This window comes from Hymenobacter coalescens (genome assembly GCF_054783195.1).
In genome coordinates this window covers 21,371-37,901 of sequence record NZ_BAAGRA010000006.1, presented here as the reverse complement: position 1 = coordinate 37,901, position 16,531 = coordinate 21,371, and the positions used below count along the sequence as shown (strand labels likewise).

15 protein-coding genes are annotated in these 16,531 nt (G+C 66.7%); 7 read left to right on the top strand and 8 right to left on the bottom strand.

The features are described from left to right. Nucleotides 1-18 precede the first annotated feature (18 nt). Both ACYVKQ_RS05335 and ACYVKQ_RS05330 read right to left on the bottom strand, forming a co-directional pair. A complete protein-coding gene (locus tag ACYVKQ_RS05335) occupies nucleotides 19-969 on the bottom strand; it encodes a hypothetical protein (RefSeq protein ID WP_460576391.1) in 951 nt (316 codons plus the stop codon). Next, complete coding sequence (locus tag ACYVKQ_RS05330; RefSeq protein ID WP_460576389.1) at nucleotides 966-1,886, bottom strand: DUF58 domain-containing protein; 921 nt, start codon at nucleotides 1,884-1,886, stop codon at nucleotides 966-968. The genes ACYVKQ_RS05335 and ACYVKQ_RS05330 overlap by 4 nt, the downstream gene beginning before the upstream one ends. A 78-nt stretch (nucleotides 1,887-1,964) precedes the next feature. Between ACYVKQ_RS05330 and ACYVKQ_RS05325 the strand changes: the two genes are divergently transcribed. After that, nucleotides 1,965-2,300: a DUF4296 domain-containing protein gene (locus ACYVKQ_RS05325; protein WP_460576387.1), complete on the top strand. Its 336-nt coding sequence runs from the start codon at nucleotides 1,965-1,967 to the stop codon at nucleotides 2,298-2,300. An 85-nt stretch (nucleotides 2,301-2,385) separates the two neighbouring features. Here the strand turns inward: ACYVKQ_RS05325 and ACYVKQ_RS05320 are convergent, their stop codons facing one another. The 5 genes from ACYVKQ_RS05320 to egtB all read right to left on the bottom strand — a co-directional run bounded on the left by ACYVKQ_RS05320 (nucleotide 2,386) and on the right by egtB (nucleotide 7,421). Further along, on the bottom strand, nucleotides 2,386-2,736 hold the full coding sequence (locus tag ACYVKQ_RS05320; RefSeq protein ID WP_460576385.1) for a tRNA-binding protein: 351 nt from the start codon (nucleotides 2,734-2,736) through the stop codon (nucleotides 2,386-2,388). Between the two features lie 33 nt (nucleotides 2,737-2,769). Beyond that, a complete protein-coding gene (locus ACYVKQ_RS05315) occupies nucleotides 2,770-3,390 on the bottom strand; it encodes a DUF922 domain-containing protein (RefSeq protein ID WP_460576383.1) in 621 nt (206 codons plus the stop codon). Between the two features lie 72 nt (nucleotides 3,391-3,462). After that, the gene (locus tag ACYVKQ_RS05310; RefSeq protein WP_460576381.1) at nucleotides 3,463-4,812 is read right to left on the bottom strand and encodes an MATE family efflux transporter; all 1,350 of its coding nucleotides are present in this window, start codon (nucleotides 4,810-4,812) and stop codon (nucleotides 3,463-3,465) included. A 203-nt stretch (nucleotides 4,813-5,015) separates the two neighbouring features. Continuing rightward, entirely contained in the window at nucleotides 5,016-6,023 is a 1,008-nt protein-coding gene (gene egtD, locus ACYVKQ_RS05305; RefSeq protein ID WP_460576379.1) for an L-histidine N(alpha)-methyltransferase, read from the bottom strand. Nucleotides 6,024-6,101: 78 nt separating this feature from the next. Continuing rightward, the gene (gene egtB, locus ACYVKQ_RS05300) at nucleotides 6,102-7,421 is read right to left on the bottom strand and encodes an ergothioneine biosynthesis protein EgtB (protein WP_460576377.1); all 1,320 of its coding nucleotides are present in this window, start codon (nucleotides 7,419-7,421) and stop codon (nucleotides 6,102-6,104) included. 256 nt (nucleotides 7,422-7,677) lie between these two features. On the opposite strand from egtB, the gene ACYVKQ_RS05295 reads away from it, so the two are divergent. From ACYVKQ_RS05295 to ACYVKQ_RS05280, 4 genes are all read left to right on the top strand, one after another. After that, the gene (locus ACYVKQ_RS05295; protein ID WP_460576375.1) at nucleotides 7,678-8,016 is read left to right on the top strand and encodes a hypothetical protein; all 339 of its coding nucleotides are present in this window, start codon (nucleotides 7,678-7,680) and stop codon (nucleotides 8,014-8,016) included. Between the two features lie 89 nt (nucleotides 8,017-8,105). Next, a complete protein-coding gene (locus ACYVKQ_RS05290; protein WP_460576373.1) occupies nucleotides 8,106-8,360 on the top strand; it encodes a hypothetical protein in 255 nt (84 codons plus the stop codon). Nucleotides 8,361-8,458: 98 nt separating this feature from the next. Continuing rightward, nucleotides 8,459-9,532, top strand: a complete 1,074-nt coding sequence (locus ACYVKQ_RS05285) for an o-succinylbenzoate synthase (RefSeq protein WP_460576371.1) — start codon at nucleotides 8,459-8,461, stop codon at nucleotides 9,530-9,532. Nucleotides 9,533-9,676: 144 nt separating this feature from the next. After that, nucleotides 9,677-10,897, top strand: coding sequence for an aspartyl protease family protein (locus ACYVKQ_RS05280; RefSeq protein ID WP_460576369.1), 1,221 nt, complete (start codon nucleotides 9,677-9,679; stop codon nucleotides 10,895-10,897). Nucleotides 10,898-11,130: 233 nt separating this feature from the next. Here ACYVKQ_RS05280 and ACYVKQ_RS05275 read toward each other — a convergent pair whose 3' ends face one another. Continuing rightward, nucleotides 11,131-13,662, bottom strand: a complete 2,532-nt coding sequence (locus tag ACYVKQ_RS05275; protein ID WP_460576367.1) for a zinc-dependent metalloprotease family protein — start codon at nucleotides 13,660-13,662, stop codon at nucleotides 11,131-11,133. A gap of 237 nt (nucleotides 13,663-13,899) precedes the next feature. On the opposite strand from ACYVKQ_RS05275, the gene ACYVKQ_RS05270 reads away from it, so the two are divergent. Beyond that, on the top strand, nucleotides 13,900-15,081 hold the full coding sequence (locus ACYVKQ_RS05270) for a lysophospholipid acyltransferase family protein (RefSeq protein ID WP_460576365.1): 1,182 nt from the start codon (nucleotides 13,900-13,902) through the stop codon (nucleotides 15,079-15,081). Between the two features lie 292 nt (nucleotides 15,082-15,373). After that, the gene (locus ACYVKQ_RS05265) at nucleotides 15,374-16,363 is read left to right on the top strand and encodes an alpha/beta hydrolase (protein ID WP_460576363.1); all 990 of its coding nucleotides are present in this window, start codon (nucleotides 15,374-15,376) and stop codon (nucleotides 16,361-16,363) included. Nucleotides 16,364-16,531 lie beyond the last annotated feature (168 nt).

The window sequence follows — 16,531 nt, the reverse complement described above, 5'->3', positions numbered from 1 at the left end:
CTGAGCAAATGCCGGGGCCTAGGCCCGCCGCTGGGCTGCGCGCACCAGGGCGTAGCGGCGGTCGGCGAAGCGGCGCAGCGAGTCCAGGGCGTGGTCGGTTTGCTCGGCGGCTTCGTCGGGCTGCTGGTTGCCGTAGATGATGCGGTCGGAGAGGCGCAGGGCGGTGGCCACGTCGGCGTCGCCCTGGTAGTGCGCTACGATTTCCTTGGTAGTCAGCGTGTTCAGGGAGTTTCCCTCGAGGCGAGCGAGGTAGTTTTTCCAGAGCGTAATGGCGCGCTCCATGTTGGCCAGGGAGCGGCTGAGCTGGAAGCGCTCCAGGTGGCGGGCGTACTGGGCCAGAAAGTACACGTGGTTGCGGGCCATGCGGTAGCGCTGGTAGCGGCGGCGCAGGTTGCGGCCAAACGTCCACCACACCACGCCGGCCAGCACCAGCACAGCGGCAGCGGCGGCCAGCCAGTAGGGGTAGTTGAAGCGCTCGGCTAGCGGCTGTAGTGCGGTGCTCTGGCGCAGGGGCGGCAGCGGCGCGTCGGGCGCGAGGATGGGAGCCGTGTGCCGCAGGCGGATGGCAGTCGGCCGGGCGTAGAGCAGCACCGTGTCGCGGCCGCGCAGCAGCGTGACGGGCAGGCGCAACTGGAGCACCGAGTCGAGGGCGAACGTGCGCAGCACGTAGCGGCACCGGTCGTAGCTCAGCCCCTGCCGGGTGCGGGTGGGCCAGTAGCGCCGACGCACGTACTCGAAGGGCTGGTACTCGGCCGTGGAATCGGGAAACACCACGTTCAGGCCCGGCGCGTGCCGAAATGTCAGCTCGTACTCCACCAGCTCGCCCACCTGCACGCTCGGCTGCACGAAGCGCCCTACCGGCACCGAGTCGGGCTGCGCGGCCGGTTGGGCCAGGGTCAGGTTGCCGTTCAGCCCCAGCACGGCCGCTGCCCAGGCAGCCCGTCGGGCCCAAGCTCGTGCTGCCTTCACGAGGCGGAAGCTTGGGGTTGGGCGCCGCGGCGGTTGCGCAAGCGAAACAGGCTCACCAGTTGCGGCACGTAATCTACGTCGGTGGCGATGCTCAGAAACGAGGTGCGGTGCCGCCGGCAGATCTGCCCGATCTGCTCGCGCGTCTGCTCGTAGGTGGCGCGGTAGCGCGCCCGCCAGGCCTTGGATGAAGTATTTACCCACACTGTGCGCCCGGTTTCCTGGTCGCGCAGCGGCACGATGCCCAGCGGCGGGAACTCCTGCTCCCGCCGGTCCAGCAGCTGCACCACGATCAGGTCGTGCTTGCGGGCCAGCATGGTCAGCTCCCGCTCGTAGTCGGTATCGATGAAATCGGAGAGCAGCAGCACCAGGCTGCGGCGCTTGAGCAGGCCCAGGGCCTGCCGGATGCCGGCGGCCACGTTGGTGCCGGCGCTCTGCGGCTGCAGGCCAAACACCGACTTGATGAGCGCGTAAGCGTGGCGCAGGCCCTTGCCCGGCGGTAGGTACAGCTCCTTCTGATCGGAAAACGCCAGCACGCCCAACTGAGCGTCCTGCCGGGCGGCCGACAGCGCCAGGATGCCGCAGATTTCGCGGGCCACGTCGAGCTTGCGGCGGCCTTCGGCGCCTACCTGCTGCGAGCGGCTCACGTCCAGCAGCAGCAGCACCGATTGCTCCCGCTCTTCCTTGTAGGTTTTGACGAAGGTGCCGTGGCCCTTGGCTGACACGGCCCAGTCGATGGCCCGCACCTCGTCGCCGTATTGGTACTGGCGCACGTCGTCGAACTCCAGCCCGGTGCCCTTGAATACGGAGTGAAAGTCGCCCTGCAGCTGGGCGTCCACCACCTTGCGGATGCGGATTTCGAGCTGGCGCAAGCGGCGCAGAATGGCCTGGAGCGAGGTGTCGGGAGCGGGAGTGGTCATGGGCCGGGCGGCTAAAATAACGGTACGGCGCGCAAGTACTATTTTTGCCTGGTGAAGAATTCCCTGCGTACCGCCCTTTTGCTGACTGCCTCCCTGCTGCTGAGCCAGTGCGACCGGCCCGAAGAACCCGTGCCGCCCGCCAAGCTCCTGCCGCGCGAGCAGCTCGTCGGCCTGCTGGTGGACATGCACATTACCGAGGCGCGGGTAGAAGCCGCCCGCCTGCAGCAGGATTCGGCTCGCGTCCTTTACCGGCAGGAGGCCAAAGCGCTGTACTGGCGCCACGGTACCGACGAAGAAACCTTCAAGGAAAGCATGCGCTACTACGCCATCCACGGCAAGGATCTGGAAGAAATCTACGGCACGGTGGTCGACAGCATTTCCATGCGGCAGGCCAAGATTCAGCCCGCCCCGTAAGGCCCGGCTGCTAACTCAGCGGCGGCATACGTAGAAAGCGTTTGACGGCAAGGCCTGCCGCCGCGCGACCCTGCGCTGAGCCGCGCTACATCAACCGGCTGCCGTTGGGCACCGGCCCGGCGAAGGACGCCAGCACGATGCGGCCTTCCGCATCGGCAGCACCCGTTACGAGCACCTCGGAGCGCATGGGCCCGATCTGCCGGGGCGGGAAGTTGACCACGCACAGCACCTGCCGGCCGACCAGCGTTTCGGGCGTGTAGAGGGCTGTAATCTGGGCGCTGGACTTCTTCAGGCCCAATTCAGGGCCCAGGTCGATGAGCAGCCGAATGGCGGGCTTGCGGGCTTCGGGAAAGGGCTGAGCCTCCACGATGGTGCCCACGCGCATATCCACGCGCTCAAAATCGGCCCAGGTGATGGGGGCGGGAAATTCAGACATGGGCCGCAAGGTACAGCCCAGTCCCATGCCGCGCTACTGCCCGGTGGAAGCCGTGCCGGCCGTAGCCGGGGCCGCGTACGCCTGCAACTCCCCGAGGCGGCGCACCACCTGCTCGTCCCAGCTTTTCTGCTTGACGAGGTTCAGGCCGTGGTTGGTTTCCACGTCGTAGCGCTGCTGCTCGCGCTGCCAGTTGGCAATGGCCACTTTCATCACGTTGTTGAACGCCGGCTGCAGGTGCTCACAGTCGAACTTGAGCGTCTTGAGCTTCTGGCGCAGCTGCCGGGCGTGCACTTCCGTCAGGTCGAAGTGCACCTGCTCGTGGTGCAGCAGGGCTTCGGAGGCGGTGTGCGGCGTCTTCACCCACGATTCGGTAGGGGTGAAGGTGGCCTGTACGTTGGCCGAAAACACGTAGTCCTGGCACCCGATCTGCGCCCCGATGCTGGCCGTGGTCAGCGCGTGCAGTGGATCGGCGGTGTTGGGGCGGGCCTTGAAGTCGGCCCAGGTCAGCGGCCGGGTCGCCGACCACGCCAGCAGCTCGGGCTTGGCCGCAGGCGCCTGTTGTTGGGCGGCGGGACGGGGCGCCGGCTTGGCCGGAGTACCTTGAAAGGGCAGCAACACGCGCAGCAGCAGCGGGAGGAAGAGCAAATCGAGCATAAGGGGCGCAACCAAGTGGAGGTAAGCTACGTAGCCTGCTGCCCTAACGACGCAGCCGGGCCCTTTCGTTCACTACCGGGCGGGGACGCCGGCGCTGACCGTTTCGCGCTGAAACCGCCACAGCAGTAGCAGCGCCACAATCGAAAGTCCGGTCAGCAGCCCGATCCACACGCCCAAGGCTCCCCAATTTAACACAAAGCCCAGGAAGTAGCTGAGCGGCAGCGTCAGCACCCAGTACGCCAGCAAGGCCACCAGGGAAGGTACTTTCACGTCTTCCAGCCCCCGCAGCGCGCCCAGGCCCAGTACCTGCAGGCCGTCGGATACCTGAAACAGCGCCGCGATGAGCAGCAGGGTGCCGGCCTGCGCTACCACGGCCGGGTCGGAGTTGTAGAGCGTGGGAATGTGGTGGCGCAGCAGCACCAGCAGCAGCCCGCAGCCCGCCATGAAGGTGAAGGTGAGGGCGTAGCCGGCGAAGCCCGCCCGGCGCGCTTCGGCTAGGTTGCCCACGCCGCGCAGATTGCCGACGCGAATGGTTACGGCCGTGGCAATGCCGCTGACGGCCATGAACGTCACCGAGGCCACGTTCAGGGCAATGCGGTGCGCGGCTTGCACCGTGGGCCCCAGCCAGCCAGCCATGATGCCCGCCACGCTGAAAGCGCCCACTTCAAAGACCAAATGCGCCGCGATGGGCAGGCCAAACCCGAGCAGGCGGCGCTGCGAATCCCAGTCGGGGTGCCAGCTGCCCACGGCTTCGCGGTAAGGCCGCAGGCGCGGGGCGCGCAGCACGTAGGCCGCCATGAGCACCGCCATCAGGGCGCGGGCCAGCAGCGTAGCCCAGGCCGCGCCCATCATGCCCAGGTTGGGCGCACCCAGCTTGCCGAACACGAAAGCGTAGCAGAGCAGGCCGTTCACCAGGTTGGCCAGGATGGAAAGCTGCATGGCCTGGCGCGTGAGGCCCAGGCCCTCGGCAAACTGACGGAAGCCCTGAAACACCATGAGCGGGATGAGCGAGAGAAACATCACCCGCATCCAGGGGGCGGCCAGGGCCACTACGGCCGGGTCCTGCCGCAGGTAGCTCAGCAGGGGCAGGGCGGCCCAGCCCGCGGCGGCCAGCACCAGCCCGGCCAGGGTGCACACCGTCACGCCGCTGACCAGCAACTGGCCGCTGCGGCGCACGTCGCGCTGGCCATCGGCGGCGGCAACGAGGGGGGTGATGCCCATGGAAAGGCCCAGGCCCATCATCATGAACACGCTCACCACGTCTACCGACAAGGACACGGCGGCCAGCGGCACCTTGCCGGTGTGGCCCACCACCACGCTGTCCACCACATTGACGAGCACGTGGCCGAGCTGGCTCAGCACCACGGGGTAGGCCAGCAGAACAGTAGGGCGAAAATGCGGACGGAGGTCGGCCAGGGCCATAAGCAATGCGGAAAAGGCCGCAAAGATACGGCCCTTATCGGCTGACAGGGCTAATGGGGTTGAGAGTGGAAGCTGATCGGGCGCCCGAAAGCCGGCTGCCCTCCGCCGGCAGTATGGCCCCGCGTGCCGGGCGGCAAGCCGAGGGTGCCTGCAGCCGGGGCATCTCCGGCTTCGCCAAAGGCCCCCGACGTTGCGTCAGGCCGCTACGGTGCCGGCGCCAGCAGCACGTCGGCAAACCACTGCTGCTCGTCGCAGAAGGTCTGTTCCACGCGCAGTCCGGCCGCGGCCGCCAGCTCTTCGATCTGGGGCAGCGTGAACTTGTAGGAGTTTTCGGTGTGAATGGCTTCCCAAGCTTCGAAGGCGAAGCTGCGCCCGAGCGCGCCCACGTGCACCTGCTGGGCGCGGCGGCTGATCAGGTAGGAGCGCATGGCGCCGGTAAGCGGGTCGTAGTCGGCGAAATGTTCCCAGGCCGTAAGGTCGAAATCGGCGGCCAGCTCCTGGTTGAGCCGCCGCAGCAGGTTCAGGTTGAAGGCCGCCGTTACGCCCTGGCTGTCGTCGTAGGCGGCGCGGATCTGCCGCGGGGCCTTGCGCAGATCGAAGCCGATGAGCAGGCGGTCGTCGGGGCCGAGCTGGGCGGCCAGGGCGGCCAGAAACTGCTGCCGCGCCTCGGGCAGGAAGTTGCCGATGTTGGAGCCCAGAAACAACACGGCTTTGCGGCCGCTTTGGCTGCGCAGTGCGGTCAGCGCCGTGGTGTACTCGGCCGTGAGTGGCTCCACGCGCAGCTCGGGCAGCTCGGCGCGCAGGCTGGCGGCCAAGCCATCGAGGGCGGTAGGCGAAATATCCACCGGGGCGTAGGTAAAGGCTGTGCCAGTGGCGAGCAGCTCGCGCAGCAGGATCTTGGTTTTAAGACCGTCGCCGGCGCCCAGTTCCAGCAGGTGAAACGGCCGCCCGTCGACCGGCGCCAAGGCCCGGCTGATGGCCTGGCGGTGCCGCGACAGCAGCTCAAACTCGGTGCGGGTGGGGTAGTACTCGGGCAGCTCCATGATCTGCCGGAATAGCTCGCTGCCCACTTCGTCGTAGAAGTACATCGACGAGAGGGCGCGCGGCGGCCGGCTCAGGCCTTCCAGCACGTGGCGGGCCAGCGGCGAGAGGGAAGCGCCGGCGGCAACCGGCGCAGGCGAGGCAAGGGAAGAGGTGTCGGAATAAGGCATGGGAGCAATGCGGCAATGAGGAGCAGCGGGCGGCCCGAAGCCGACCCGCGCGGTGGTAACAGCCAACGGGCCGAAAGGTCAGCGGGCAAGCCGGATGCCGGTGAACTGCCAGCGCTTGTCGGCGTGGAAGAAGTTGCGGTAGCTCACGCGGATGTGGCTGCGGGGCGTGGCGCAGGAGCCGCCGCGCAGCACCAGCTGATTGATCATAAACTTTCCGTTGTATTCGCCCAGGGCGCCGGCCGCTTTCTGGTAGCCGGGGTAGGGGTGGTAGGCGGAGTAAGTCCATTCCCAACAGTCGCCGAGCAGCTGGTGGCATTGGTCGGCAGGGGCATCGGCAGGCAGCGGCGCGGGGTCGTACCGCTGGCTTTCCACGAAGTTGCTGGCCCCGGCGTCGGTCCCGAAGTGCCGGGCGGCCAGCTCCCACTCGGCCTCCGAAGGCAGGCGGGCACCGGCCCAGTGAGCGTAGGCGTCGGCCTCGTAGAAGCTGATGTGGGTAACGGGCGCGGCCGGATCGAGGGGCTGCAGGCCGTGGTGGGTGAAACGCTGCCAGGCGCCGCCGGCGGCTTCGGGGCGCACCCAGTACAGTGGGGCCTGCCAGCCCTCGGTCTGCACCAAATCCCAGCCCTCGCCCAGCCAGTAGCGGAAATCCTGGTAACCGCCCGCCTCCACAAAGGCCAGGTACTCGGCGTTGGTGACGAGGCGGTTTTGCAGCTCAAAGGGCGCGACGTACACCGGGTGCGCGTTCAGCTCGTTGTCGAAGCAGAAGCCGGGCGCGTCGCCGGCCTCGGGCTGGAAGCCGATGGTGCCCAGGCCGCCGGGCACGGCCAGCCAGCTGGCCGGCGGCAGGGCTGGCTGCGGGGCGGGCGCGGGCCGTCCAGCGGGCCAGTAGGCCGGAGCCAGCGGGTTGGTGCTCAGGACGTATTTGATGTCGGTGACGAGCAACTCCTGGTGCTGCTGTTCGTGCTGCAGGCCCAGCTCCAGCACGTCGGCAAAGGCCGTGGCCACCCCGGCCGCCAGCAGCCGCTGCATGTGCTCGTCGACGTGCGCCCGGTAGGCGTACACGTCGGCCAGGGCCGGGCGCGAGAGGGTGCCGCGGTCGGCGCGGTTCACGCGCGAGCCGAGCGAGTTGTAGTAGGAATTGAACAGAAAGGCGTACTGCGGGTGAAACAGCTGGTAGCCGGGCAGGTGCGGCTGCAGCAGGAAGGTTTCGAAAAACCAGGTGGTGTGGGCCAGGTGCCATTTAGGCGGGCTCACATCGATGACGGGCTGCACGACGGTGTCTTCCGGGAGCAGCGGCCGGCACAGGGCTTCGGTGTGGGCCCGCACCGCCGCGTAGCGGTCGGCGGCGGAAGCAAGGGCAAGGGCCGGAGCAGCGGCCAGGGTGAGCGAGGTCGACATAAGTAAAGCGGCAAGTGCTGGTTGGTACGAGAATAAACCGTCGATGGGCTTGTTTGGCCGGCAGGCCATCGGAAAAATCGGACTAAATATTTGTTGATCAATAGATAGGTATAGCATTGGGGTTGCGGAAAAATCGGGGCCAAACCCGAACCGCCGCCTCGGCCGGGCGTAAAATCCAGCACCAACCGGCCGTTGGCAGCCACCCCCGGTAGCTGCGCGGCATCTTTCCCATCAACCCAAACACCTACTTTCAATCATGGCTAATCAACAAGGAAAACGCGGGCAGAACGACCCGAACGCCGCCCACAACCAGGGCCATAAAGACAGCAACCAGTCATCGGAACAGGCCCGGCACATGGGCTCTACCGAGGAAAACCGCTCCATCCAGAGCGGCGTATCGGGCATTCCGAGCCAGATGCACGTGGGCGCCGACCGCGCCGACGACCTCGAAGACCAGGTGAACACCACCATGAGCAGCGGCATGGGCCAGAACCGTCCGGGCGAAAACCAAGGCGCGCCCGGCAACTACGGCACCGCCCGCAGCGAAAAGGACGGCAACAGCCGCACCAGCAGCCGCAAAGACCAGGGCGAATAGCGCCGCCGGGGCCGGCAACCGCCGACCCGTCGTTTGGCGTATGCGGTCCAGGTTCCGATACGTTCTCACCCTCTTACACCCGCACCGCCATGAATACGTCCCAACCCAACGCCGACCAGCCGCGGCCCGACGCTGAAATCAACGCCCAGAACAAGCCCGGCAGCCAGAGCAGCAGCGGCATGAGCGACCAGCTCGACGATGCGCTGGTGGAAGCCCACGAACGCGAAAAGCAACGCCGCGGCGAGCCGTTGGACGTTTCGGAAGAAACGTTGGGCGACAGCTCCGAGCCCGGCTCGCCCATCGGCCGCTCGCCCGAAGCCAGCACCGGCCCGGTGCAAGACTAGGGCCTCGGCCTTGTACATTTCGGCAAGCGCCGCGCTCCTGGCCAGCTTTGGCTGCCGGGGCGCGGCGCTTACTTTTACGGCCCTTACCCACCCTGCCCATGGCTTTGCGCCTGCATCACTCGCGCCGCGCGCTGCGCTTCAACTTTACGGCCCGCACCTCCCGCGGTGCCCTGACCGAACACGTAGCCTGGTACCTGCACCTGACGCAGGACGGGCAGCCCGGGCAGCAGGGCCTGGGCGAAGCCGCGCCGCTGGCCGGTCTCAGCCCGGATTATCGCCCCGACTTTGAAGCGCGCCTGCAGCGGCTTTGCGCCGAGTTCAATGCCCGCGCCTACGCCTCCCTGAGCCCGGCGGAGGCTGCCGAGCTGGTGGAGCCCGAGTGGCCGGCCCTGCGCTTCGCCCTGGAAACCGCCGTCCTCGACTGGCAAGGCGGCGGCCACCGGCAGCTGTTCGACAACGCGTTCAGCCGGGGCGAGGCCGGCCTGCCCATCAACGGGCTGGTGTGGATGGGCGACGCGGACTTCATGCGCGCGCAGATCCGCAAGAAACTTGACGAGGGGTTCCGCTGCCTCAAGCTGAAAATCGGCGGCATCGACTTCGCCACCGAGCTGAGCCTGCTGCGCAACATCCGCGAAGTGGCCAGCCCTGCCGAGCTGGTGTTGCGCGTGGATGCCAACGGGGCCTTCACGCCGGCCGATGCCCCCACCAAGCTGGCCCAACTGGCCGCATTCAGCCTGCACAGCATCGAGCAGCCCATCCGGGCGGGGCAGGGGGAGGCGCTGGCGGCGCTCTGCCGCACCTCGCCCGTGCCCATTGCCCTCGACGAGGAGCTGATCGGGGTGTCGGACCCGGCCCGGCAGCGCGCCCTGCTGGAGACGGTGCGGCCCGCCTACGTGGTGCTCAAGCCCACGCTGGTCGGCGGGCTGGCCGCCGCCGGGCACTGGATTACGCTGGCGACCGAGCTGGGCATCGGCTGGTGGATGACGTCCGCGCTGGAGTCCAACGTGGGGCTGAACGCCATCAGCCAGTACACGGCCGGGTACGCGGTGGGCGATATGGCGCAGGGTCTCGGTACGGGGCAGCTGTATCACAACAACTTAGCTGCGCCGCTGCTGGTGCGCGGCGGGCAGCTGCACTACGACCCGCGCGGTACCTGGGAGCTGCCTGGGTAACCTAGCTGGCGAACAGGCGAAACATTTAGTATCTTATTCCGCCAATCCGCTCCCCTTCGCTCTTTCTGCCCGCCGCCCATGGCTGCGCCCTGTCCCTTTCGACGTTCATTGTGCGGCCGTGCAGGGCTGTTGCTTGGGCTATGGATGTGGTTAGCCGTGGGAGCCGCCGCCCAGACGCAGGGACCTTTTCAGCTGCGGCACCCCAAAGCCAAGCAGGCGCGCCTCTCCTTTGAGCTGCAGCGCAACCTGATCGTGGTGCCGGTGCAGCTGAACGGCCGCGGCCCGTATTACTTCATGCTCGATACCGGGGTGGGCACTTCGCTCATCACCGACTCGCGCCTGCGCGATTCCCTGAACCTGCGCCTCGGGCAGCGCTACCTGGTGGCGGGCGTGGGGGAGGAGGCACCGCTGGTGGCTTTTCAGACCGACAGCGTGCGGGTGGAGCTGGGCGACGCCGGCCGGCCCAGCGCTACGGCGGCCTGCCTCACGCTGCTGCTGCTGTCGGATGACATTTTCGACCTTTCTACCTACGTGGGCCGCCCCATTCACGGCATTCTGGGGGCCGATGTATTCCGCAGCTTCGTGGTGGAGGTGCACGCCGAAGACCAAATCTTGACCTTCCACCGGCCGGAGCGCTTTCGGGCGCCGCGAGGGCGGCGCTGGGCGGGGCTGCCGATGGAAATTGAAGGCGGGAAGCCCTACGTGCGAACAGAGGTGGCGCTAAACGATTCCTTGGCGCTGCCCTTGCGCCTGATTCTGGATACGGGGGCCGGTCACGCTCTTTCTATCGAAACCGGTTCGGACCGGCGGCTAAGCCTGCCGCCCAAGCGCCTGCGCACCTACCTCGGGCGGGGCCTCAGCGGCGATGTGCACGGCTACCTAGGTCGGGTGAAGGGCCTGCGGCTGGGGCGTTACTACGTCAAGTCGCTGGTGACGTCGTTTCCGGACGAGGAAGCCGTGCGGGCCCGCGTGGAAGTACCGCGCAACGGCAACCTGGGCTTCGAGCTGCTGAAGCGCTTTTCGACCGTCATTGATTACCCGCACAACCGGCTGTGGCTGCGTCCCAACAAGCTTTTTCGCGACCCGTTTGAGCACGACATGTGCGGTATCGAGCTGCTGGCGGGCGGCCCCAACTACCGGCGCTACACTGTGCGGCGCGTGGAGCCCGGCTCCCCGGCCGACGTGGCCAAGCTCCTGCCGCAGGACGAGCTGCTGTCCATCAATCTGCAGCCCGTGAACAACATGTCGCTGACCCAAATCACGCGGCTGCTGCACTCCGCCGACGGCCGCCAGTTGCTCATGTTTGTGCGCCGCGCCGACGGGGAGCTGTTCGTCACCCGCCTTACCCTGAAGCGGCAGCTTTAACGCCGGCTTCGCGCGGCCCAGCCGTTTCGGCCTGAACTGCGGAGTGCAGCGGCCCGAAAAGAATGCGGATGGATTGTGGCTCCAGCGGATTTTGCTTCCGGGTTTTGGGTAAGCCTGGCAAGCCGTCTCTGAACAGAGGACGAGTTGCTCCGGTGCATCGCGCAGCACCACGCCTGGCAACGCGCGCAGAACGACATTGCCAGGCATGGTGGGCGGTTGAACCTGCCTGCGGGTTAGTGCAGTACCTGCAGCTTGCCCCGTAGTACCTGCTCGTTGCTCAACCGTAGCTGCCAGGTGTAAAGGCCCGCCGGCAGCTGGCGCACGTCCAGGGAAAGTTGGTGCCAGCCGGCGGGCAGCTCCTGCGGCGGCAGGGTTAGGGCCGGGCAGCCCAGCGCGTCGCAGAGCAGCAGGGAGGCCGTCGCCGCTTCGGGCAGCCCAAGGGCTGCCACGGCGAGGTCCGCGGCCGGGTTCGGATAAAGCGAGGCTGCGGCTTTTTCTACTTGCAGGTCCACCGTCCGCACGTCGCTGTCGGAGCTGCTGCCGTCGAAGTCCAGCTGGTGCAGGCGAAGGTGCCAGCGGCCGGGCTTAAGGCCGCTCAGGTGGTGGGAATAACGGCGCGCGGCGTTGCTCTGCCCGGCGCCTTCCACAAAGGCCAGGGTGCGGAATGCGGAGTCGCCGGGCCCCTGGGCCTGCACCTCGAAGCCGCGGTTGTTTTGCTCCTGGGCCGTCGTCCACGTCAGCTGCACCCCCGTGGCCTTGCGCCGCGCGTCAAACGCCACCAGCGAAATCGGGAGCGGGACGGTCAGCCGAATCATGGCGTCGTTCACATCGAAGAAGACGTTGCCGTTGGCCCGCACCATGAACCGGCCGGTGGTGGTTTGCACATTGGGGAGCTGCACGGCCTGCGAGCCGTCGTTGAGCGTATTGCTCAGCAGCACGGTAAACGTCTGCCCCCCGTCCTGGGAAAAGAGAATGTCGACGGTGGAGACGTTGAGCGGGGCAGCCGTGGTGCCATTGACGGCCCACTCAACCGTGGCGGTGGCTCCCGGCGTCAGCGTAACTGGGGTGTTGAAATTGGTGATGAAGAAGGGGCCGAGGTTGCTGACGTTCACGACCAAGTTGTCGGAGCTCACGCCGCCGCCGCCGGGGCGGTTGTCGCGCACGGTCAGGCGGAAGTTCAGGGTACGCGTTATCTGCGGCAAATCCTCGCCAATGTCCGTGCCACCCAGAATGGTAGCCATTTTCGGTAGGGTACGGGTGGGACTGGTACCGGGTGCAAACGAGCGGAACTGGGCCGCCGTGGGGCTGGTGAGGATGACGGTAGAGCCCGGGGAGCCGGCGCTACCGGCGTCGAGCTGCTCCCAGCTATAGGTAAGCACCGTGCCCGGATCGGCATCGGTTCCCGAGCCGGTAAGCGTGAACGGGGTACCCTTTGGTATGATCAGGTCGGGGCCCGCGTTGGCCGTCGGCACGGCGTTGCCGGTAGGGGCAGCGCTGGCGCAGCTGCCGTTCCCGCTCAGGTAGGTCTGAATTTCATCCTGGCTGATGGCGTGAAAGAACGCCTCGGATTGCGCCTGCAGGTTGTCGCTTTCGCAGAGGCCGGCGTAGGCCATGATGGAGCTGCCCGAGCCGGCTTCCACGGCCGTGGGGCCGTGGCGGTTGCCGCCGCACAGCCCGGTTACGCTGTTAAAGGTGTGATTGGCCCCGAACTGGTGCCCCATCTCGTGCGCCACGTAGTCCACGTAAAACGCGTCGCCGAGCGGACTGGTGAGCCCCGTCACGCCCCGGGCCTTCTGGTTGCGGCTGGCCGCATTGCCTGTGTTGTTGCGGCACACCACGCCCACACCCGCTATGCCCCCGCCGCCGGTACTGAATACGTGGCCGATGTCGTAGTTAGCGGATCCGATTTCGGCGCCCACCACGTCCCGGTTTTCATCCAGCATGGCATTGCCGTCGTTGTTGGAGTACGGGTCGGAGGCACCATCGAGGTAGATAATTGATGCGTTGTTCGCAACGAGCTGCAGCCGGATGGCCAGTTCCTGTTCGTAGATGCCCGTCACCCGGTTTACGGCCGTGGCCATGGCACTCAGCACGTTGGTTTTGTTTAGTGAGGCGCCGGCGGCGCTGGTCACGGCCTCGGCGTACTGCCCGGTGCAGGCCAGGGCCAGTCGGTAGGTGCGCAGCTGCGTGCCGTAAGGAGCCGCGGCGGGGCGGCCGGCGAGTTTGCCAGCCGCCCCAGTGCCCGGCGCGGCATCGGCCACGCGGCAGCGCCAGGGCGCTGCGAAAGCCCGGTCAGCTGCGGCAAAGCTGCGGTAGTGGTCCGTTGCGCCGGGCACCGGGTCGATAAAGAACCGGCCGCGAGCCGCGTCGAGCACCTGCGCATGAAAACCCAGCGGCGTCAGGTCGAAGCGGGCCGTGACGGAGGGGTTGCTCAGGCTTTGCCCGGCGTAGGTACGAATGCCGGGGTGGGCGGCCGCCAGCGCCGGGTGCAGCACGGGCGTTTCCCACACCCGAAACAGCTCCGTGCCGCCGTCGGGCAGCGGCACGGGCAATACCGGGCCCGCCGCGGCACGACTTTCATTGGGGGCGGTAGCCAGCAGGTCCTGCAGCTGCGCGGCATCCACGCGGAGCGTCCGGGCTTGCCGGAGGCTGGCTGGCAGGGCATGGGAGGTGGGGGCGGTGCGCCACAGGGTTGGGGCCGGGCGCTGCTGCGCCACGGCAGAACTCAGCACCAACAGTAGACCCCAGGGGTACAGCAGCTTCATAGAAAAGCATAGCGTGTGAGGAGAGCAATAGTGGTGGAGTGCTGGCAATATGTAAAAATTATTATAAATAATATGACTAAATTACTCAGCTCGTCCATGCACAATCCGAGTGCAGCGCGCAAGTGCAAAAGCAAAGCGGGCGGGTGCGCCGCGGCTAGTTGCCAAACCTGTATCTTGGAAACCGCCCCCAATGGCTTTCCCGGTCGATTTTCCTCCTGCCTCGCCGCCTTACCTGCCATGTCCCTGGCTTCTGCCCACGCCGCCCCGCCGCCTCAGCCGCCCTCGGATGCGATTCTGGCCAATCAGCACATCTACAGCGACTATTATGACAAGGACTTTGTGCGGGCCCTCGACGAAAACGTGCTGCAGTTGCTCGACCGCGTGTGGTTTCGCTCTGAGCTGGTAGGCTTTCTGGAAAACTACCCGCAGCGCAACAACCCAGATCGGCCGCTCATTTTCTGCTCCAATCACTCGGGCATGGCCTTCCCCTGGGACGCCATCGTGGCCCTGTCCGACCTCTTCCGTTCGGTGCCCTGCCTCTCCGACATGCCGCGGCCGCTGTCGGCGCCGCTGCTCTCGCAGTCAGCCCTGATGAACCCGTTTCTGCTGCGCGACTTCTGGAAGCGCTGCGGCTGCGTGGACGCCACCACGCTGAACTTCGAGACGATGATGTACTACAACGACCACAACCTGATGCTGTACCCGGAAGGCGTGCCGGGCATCGGGAAGGGGTTCAACCGCAAGTATCAGCTGCAGCGACTGGCCAGCAGCGTCGTGCGCCTGAGCATTCAGCACAAAACCGACCTGATGCTCTTCGCCACCGTCAACGGGGAGTACCTGAACCCCGGCGCCTACAGCTTCGAGTGGATCAACAAGTGGGTGCGCAAAATCGGCATCCCGTTTTTGCCCATCACCTGGCTGCTGATCGGCATCATCCTGCAGCCCTGGGTGTTCTACATGGCTTTTCCGGCCAAGCTCACCTTCGTGCTCGGCAGCCGCCTGCGCCCGGCCGACTGGGTGGATCGGCCCTTCGAAGACCTGACCCGCGACGATTTTGTGGCCCTGGCCGAGCGCGTGCACGGGCACATGCAGCGGGAGCTCGACGCCGCCGTGGCCAAATACGGCCAGGCCCCTTTTCGCTGGGGCGAGCTGTGGCAGCGCATGAAGCAGAACTGGCGCCACTTCCCCTTCTACCTGCCGCCGTTCTGGCCGCTGCTCTTCCACGAGTTTGAGCGCGGCTACACCAAGTACGGCCCGAAATACAAGCTGCGGCTCAGCGGCTTTGGCACCACCCTGCGTTTGTTGTGGCGCAATCCCTTTGTCATCAGTTTCTTCATTCCGGTGCTCGGCCTGATTCCGATTGCCATCCGCGGATACCGCAAGCACCGCATCGGGGAGAAGCTGCCCGGTCAGCAGTAAGAGGTGCTGGGGCCGCGGCAAACGGCGCGAGCGTTGGCTCCGCGTGTCGCTGCCACGCTCCGCTAGCTACCTCAGTTACTTCCCAAGGGGGGCCAAGCGGCTGTCGGCTAGTACTTCAGCACGGCCTGCTTGTATTGCTCCCGGATGTACGGTTGAGCTGATACAACCAACCCGCTGGCCTCCTATATTTCAACTCTTTGACGCGGGCCTTCGTTACAGAAGAAACCCCTCACTCGCTCCCGGCCTGTGCCCTACTTCTGCCGGCACTGGCTTTCTTGTCCGCCTCCCACCCATGCCTTCTTTTCAGCACCAAATCGTGAAGCGCCTGCTCGCGGCCGCCGCCGGACCCATTGCCCGCCGCCGGCCGTCCATCCACCGCATGCGGCTGGGGCTGGAGCTGGGCACGCTGCTGCAGTTTATGCCCTGGAACGTGCATTTTCGGCGCGTGCCGGCCGAAGAAGGCCTGGTGGCGGAGTGGATAGAGCCCGAGGGCGCCGATGCGCAGCGGGTGCTGCTGTACCTGCACGGCGGGGCCTACGTGATGGGGTCATTGAACACGCACCGCGGCTTTATCGGGGCGCTGGCCCAGCGCTGCGGCCTGCGCGCCCTCTCGGCCGACTACCGCAAAGCACCGGAGCATCCGTTTCCGGCGGCGCTGGAAGATGCCGTAACGGCCTGGCAGTGGCTGCTCACCCAGGGCTACCGGCCCGAGGACATCGTGGTGGCCGGCGACTCGGCCGGGGGCGGCCTGGCCCTGGCCCTGCTGCTGTACCTGCGCGACGCCGGCCAACCGCTGCCCGCCGCGGCCCTGGGCCTCTCGCCCTGGACCGACCTGGCCCTACCGGCCGCTGCGCGTCCCCACGACGAGCTGAAGTTGGTCGAGGCCCTGGAAATTCGGGCCTGGGGGCAGCAGTACGCCGGCACCACGCCGCTCACGCACCCGCTGCTCTCGCCGCTGCACGCCGCCCTACACGGCTTACCGCCGCTTTTGTTGCAGGTATCGGATGGCGAGCTGCTGTACCCCGACACGCTGGCGCTAGCCGCCCGCGCCCGGGCGGCGGGCGTACCCGTCACGCTCCAAAGCTTTGCCGGGCTGGTGCACTGGTGGCACCTATTCTGGCGGACCGTGCCCGAAGCCCGCACCGCCCTGCAGCGCGCCGCCGAGTTTGTGCGGGGCATCTGGCAGGCCCAGGCCGATGCGCAGCTCGCGGCCGCGGCATTGCAGGCCCGGGTGCTGCGCGCGCCCAAACCCGCGCGCCGGCACCTGCGGCCCGCTGCCTAGAAGCTTTTGAACCTGAAACAGCCGGCTATGATTTTTTTCAGCAAAAAATTGGCAGTCAAGCCTCTCGGAAATATTTAGCTTTTCGTAGGTTTGCGTCAGGTAGTCGGCATGCATACTACTTTGGGCCTGCAAGCCCGCCGCGTCGGTTTTCACCACTCTCAACTTTCT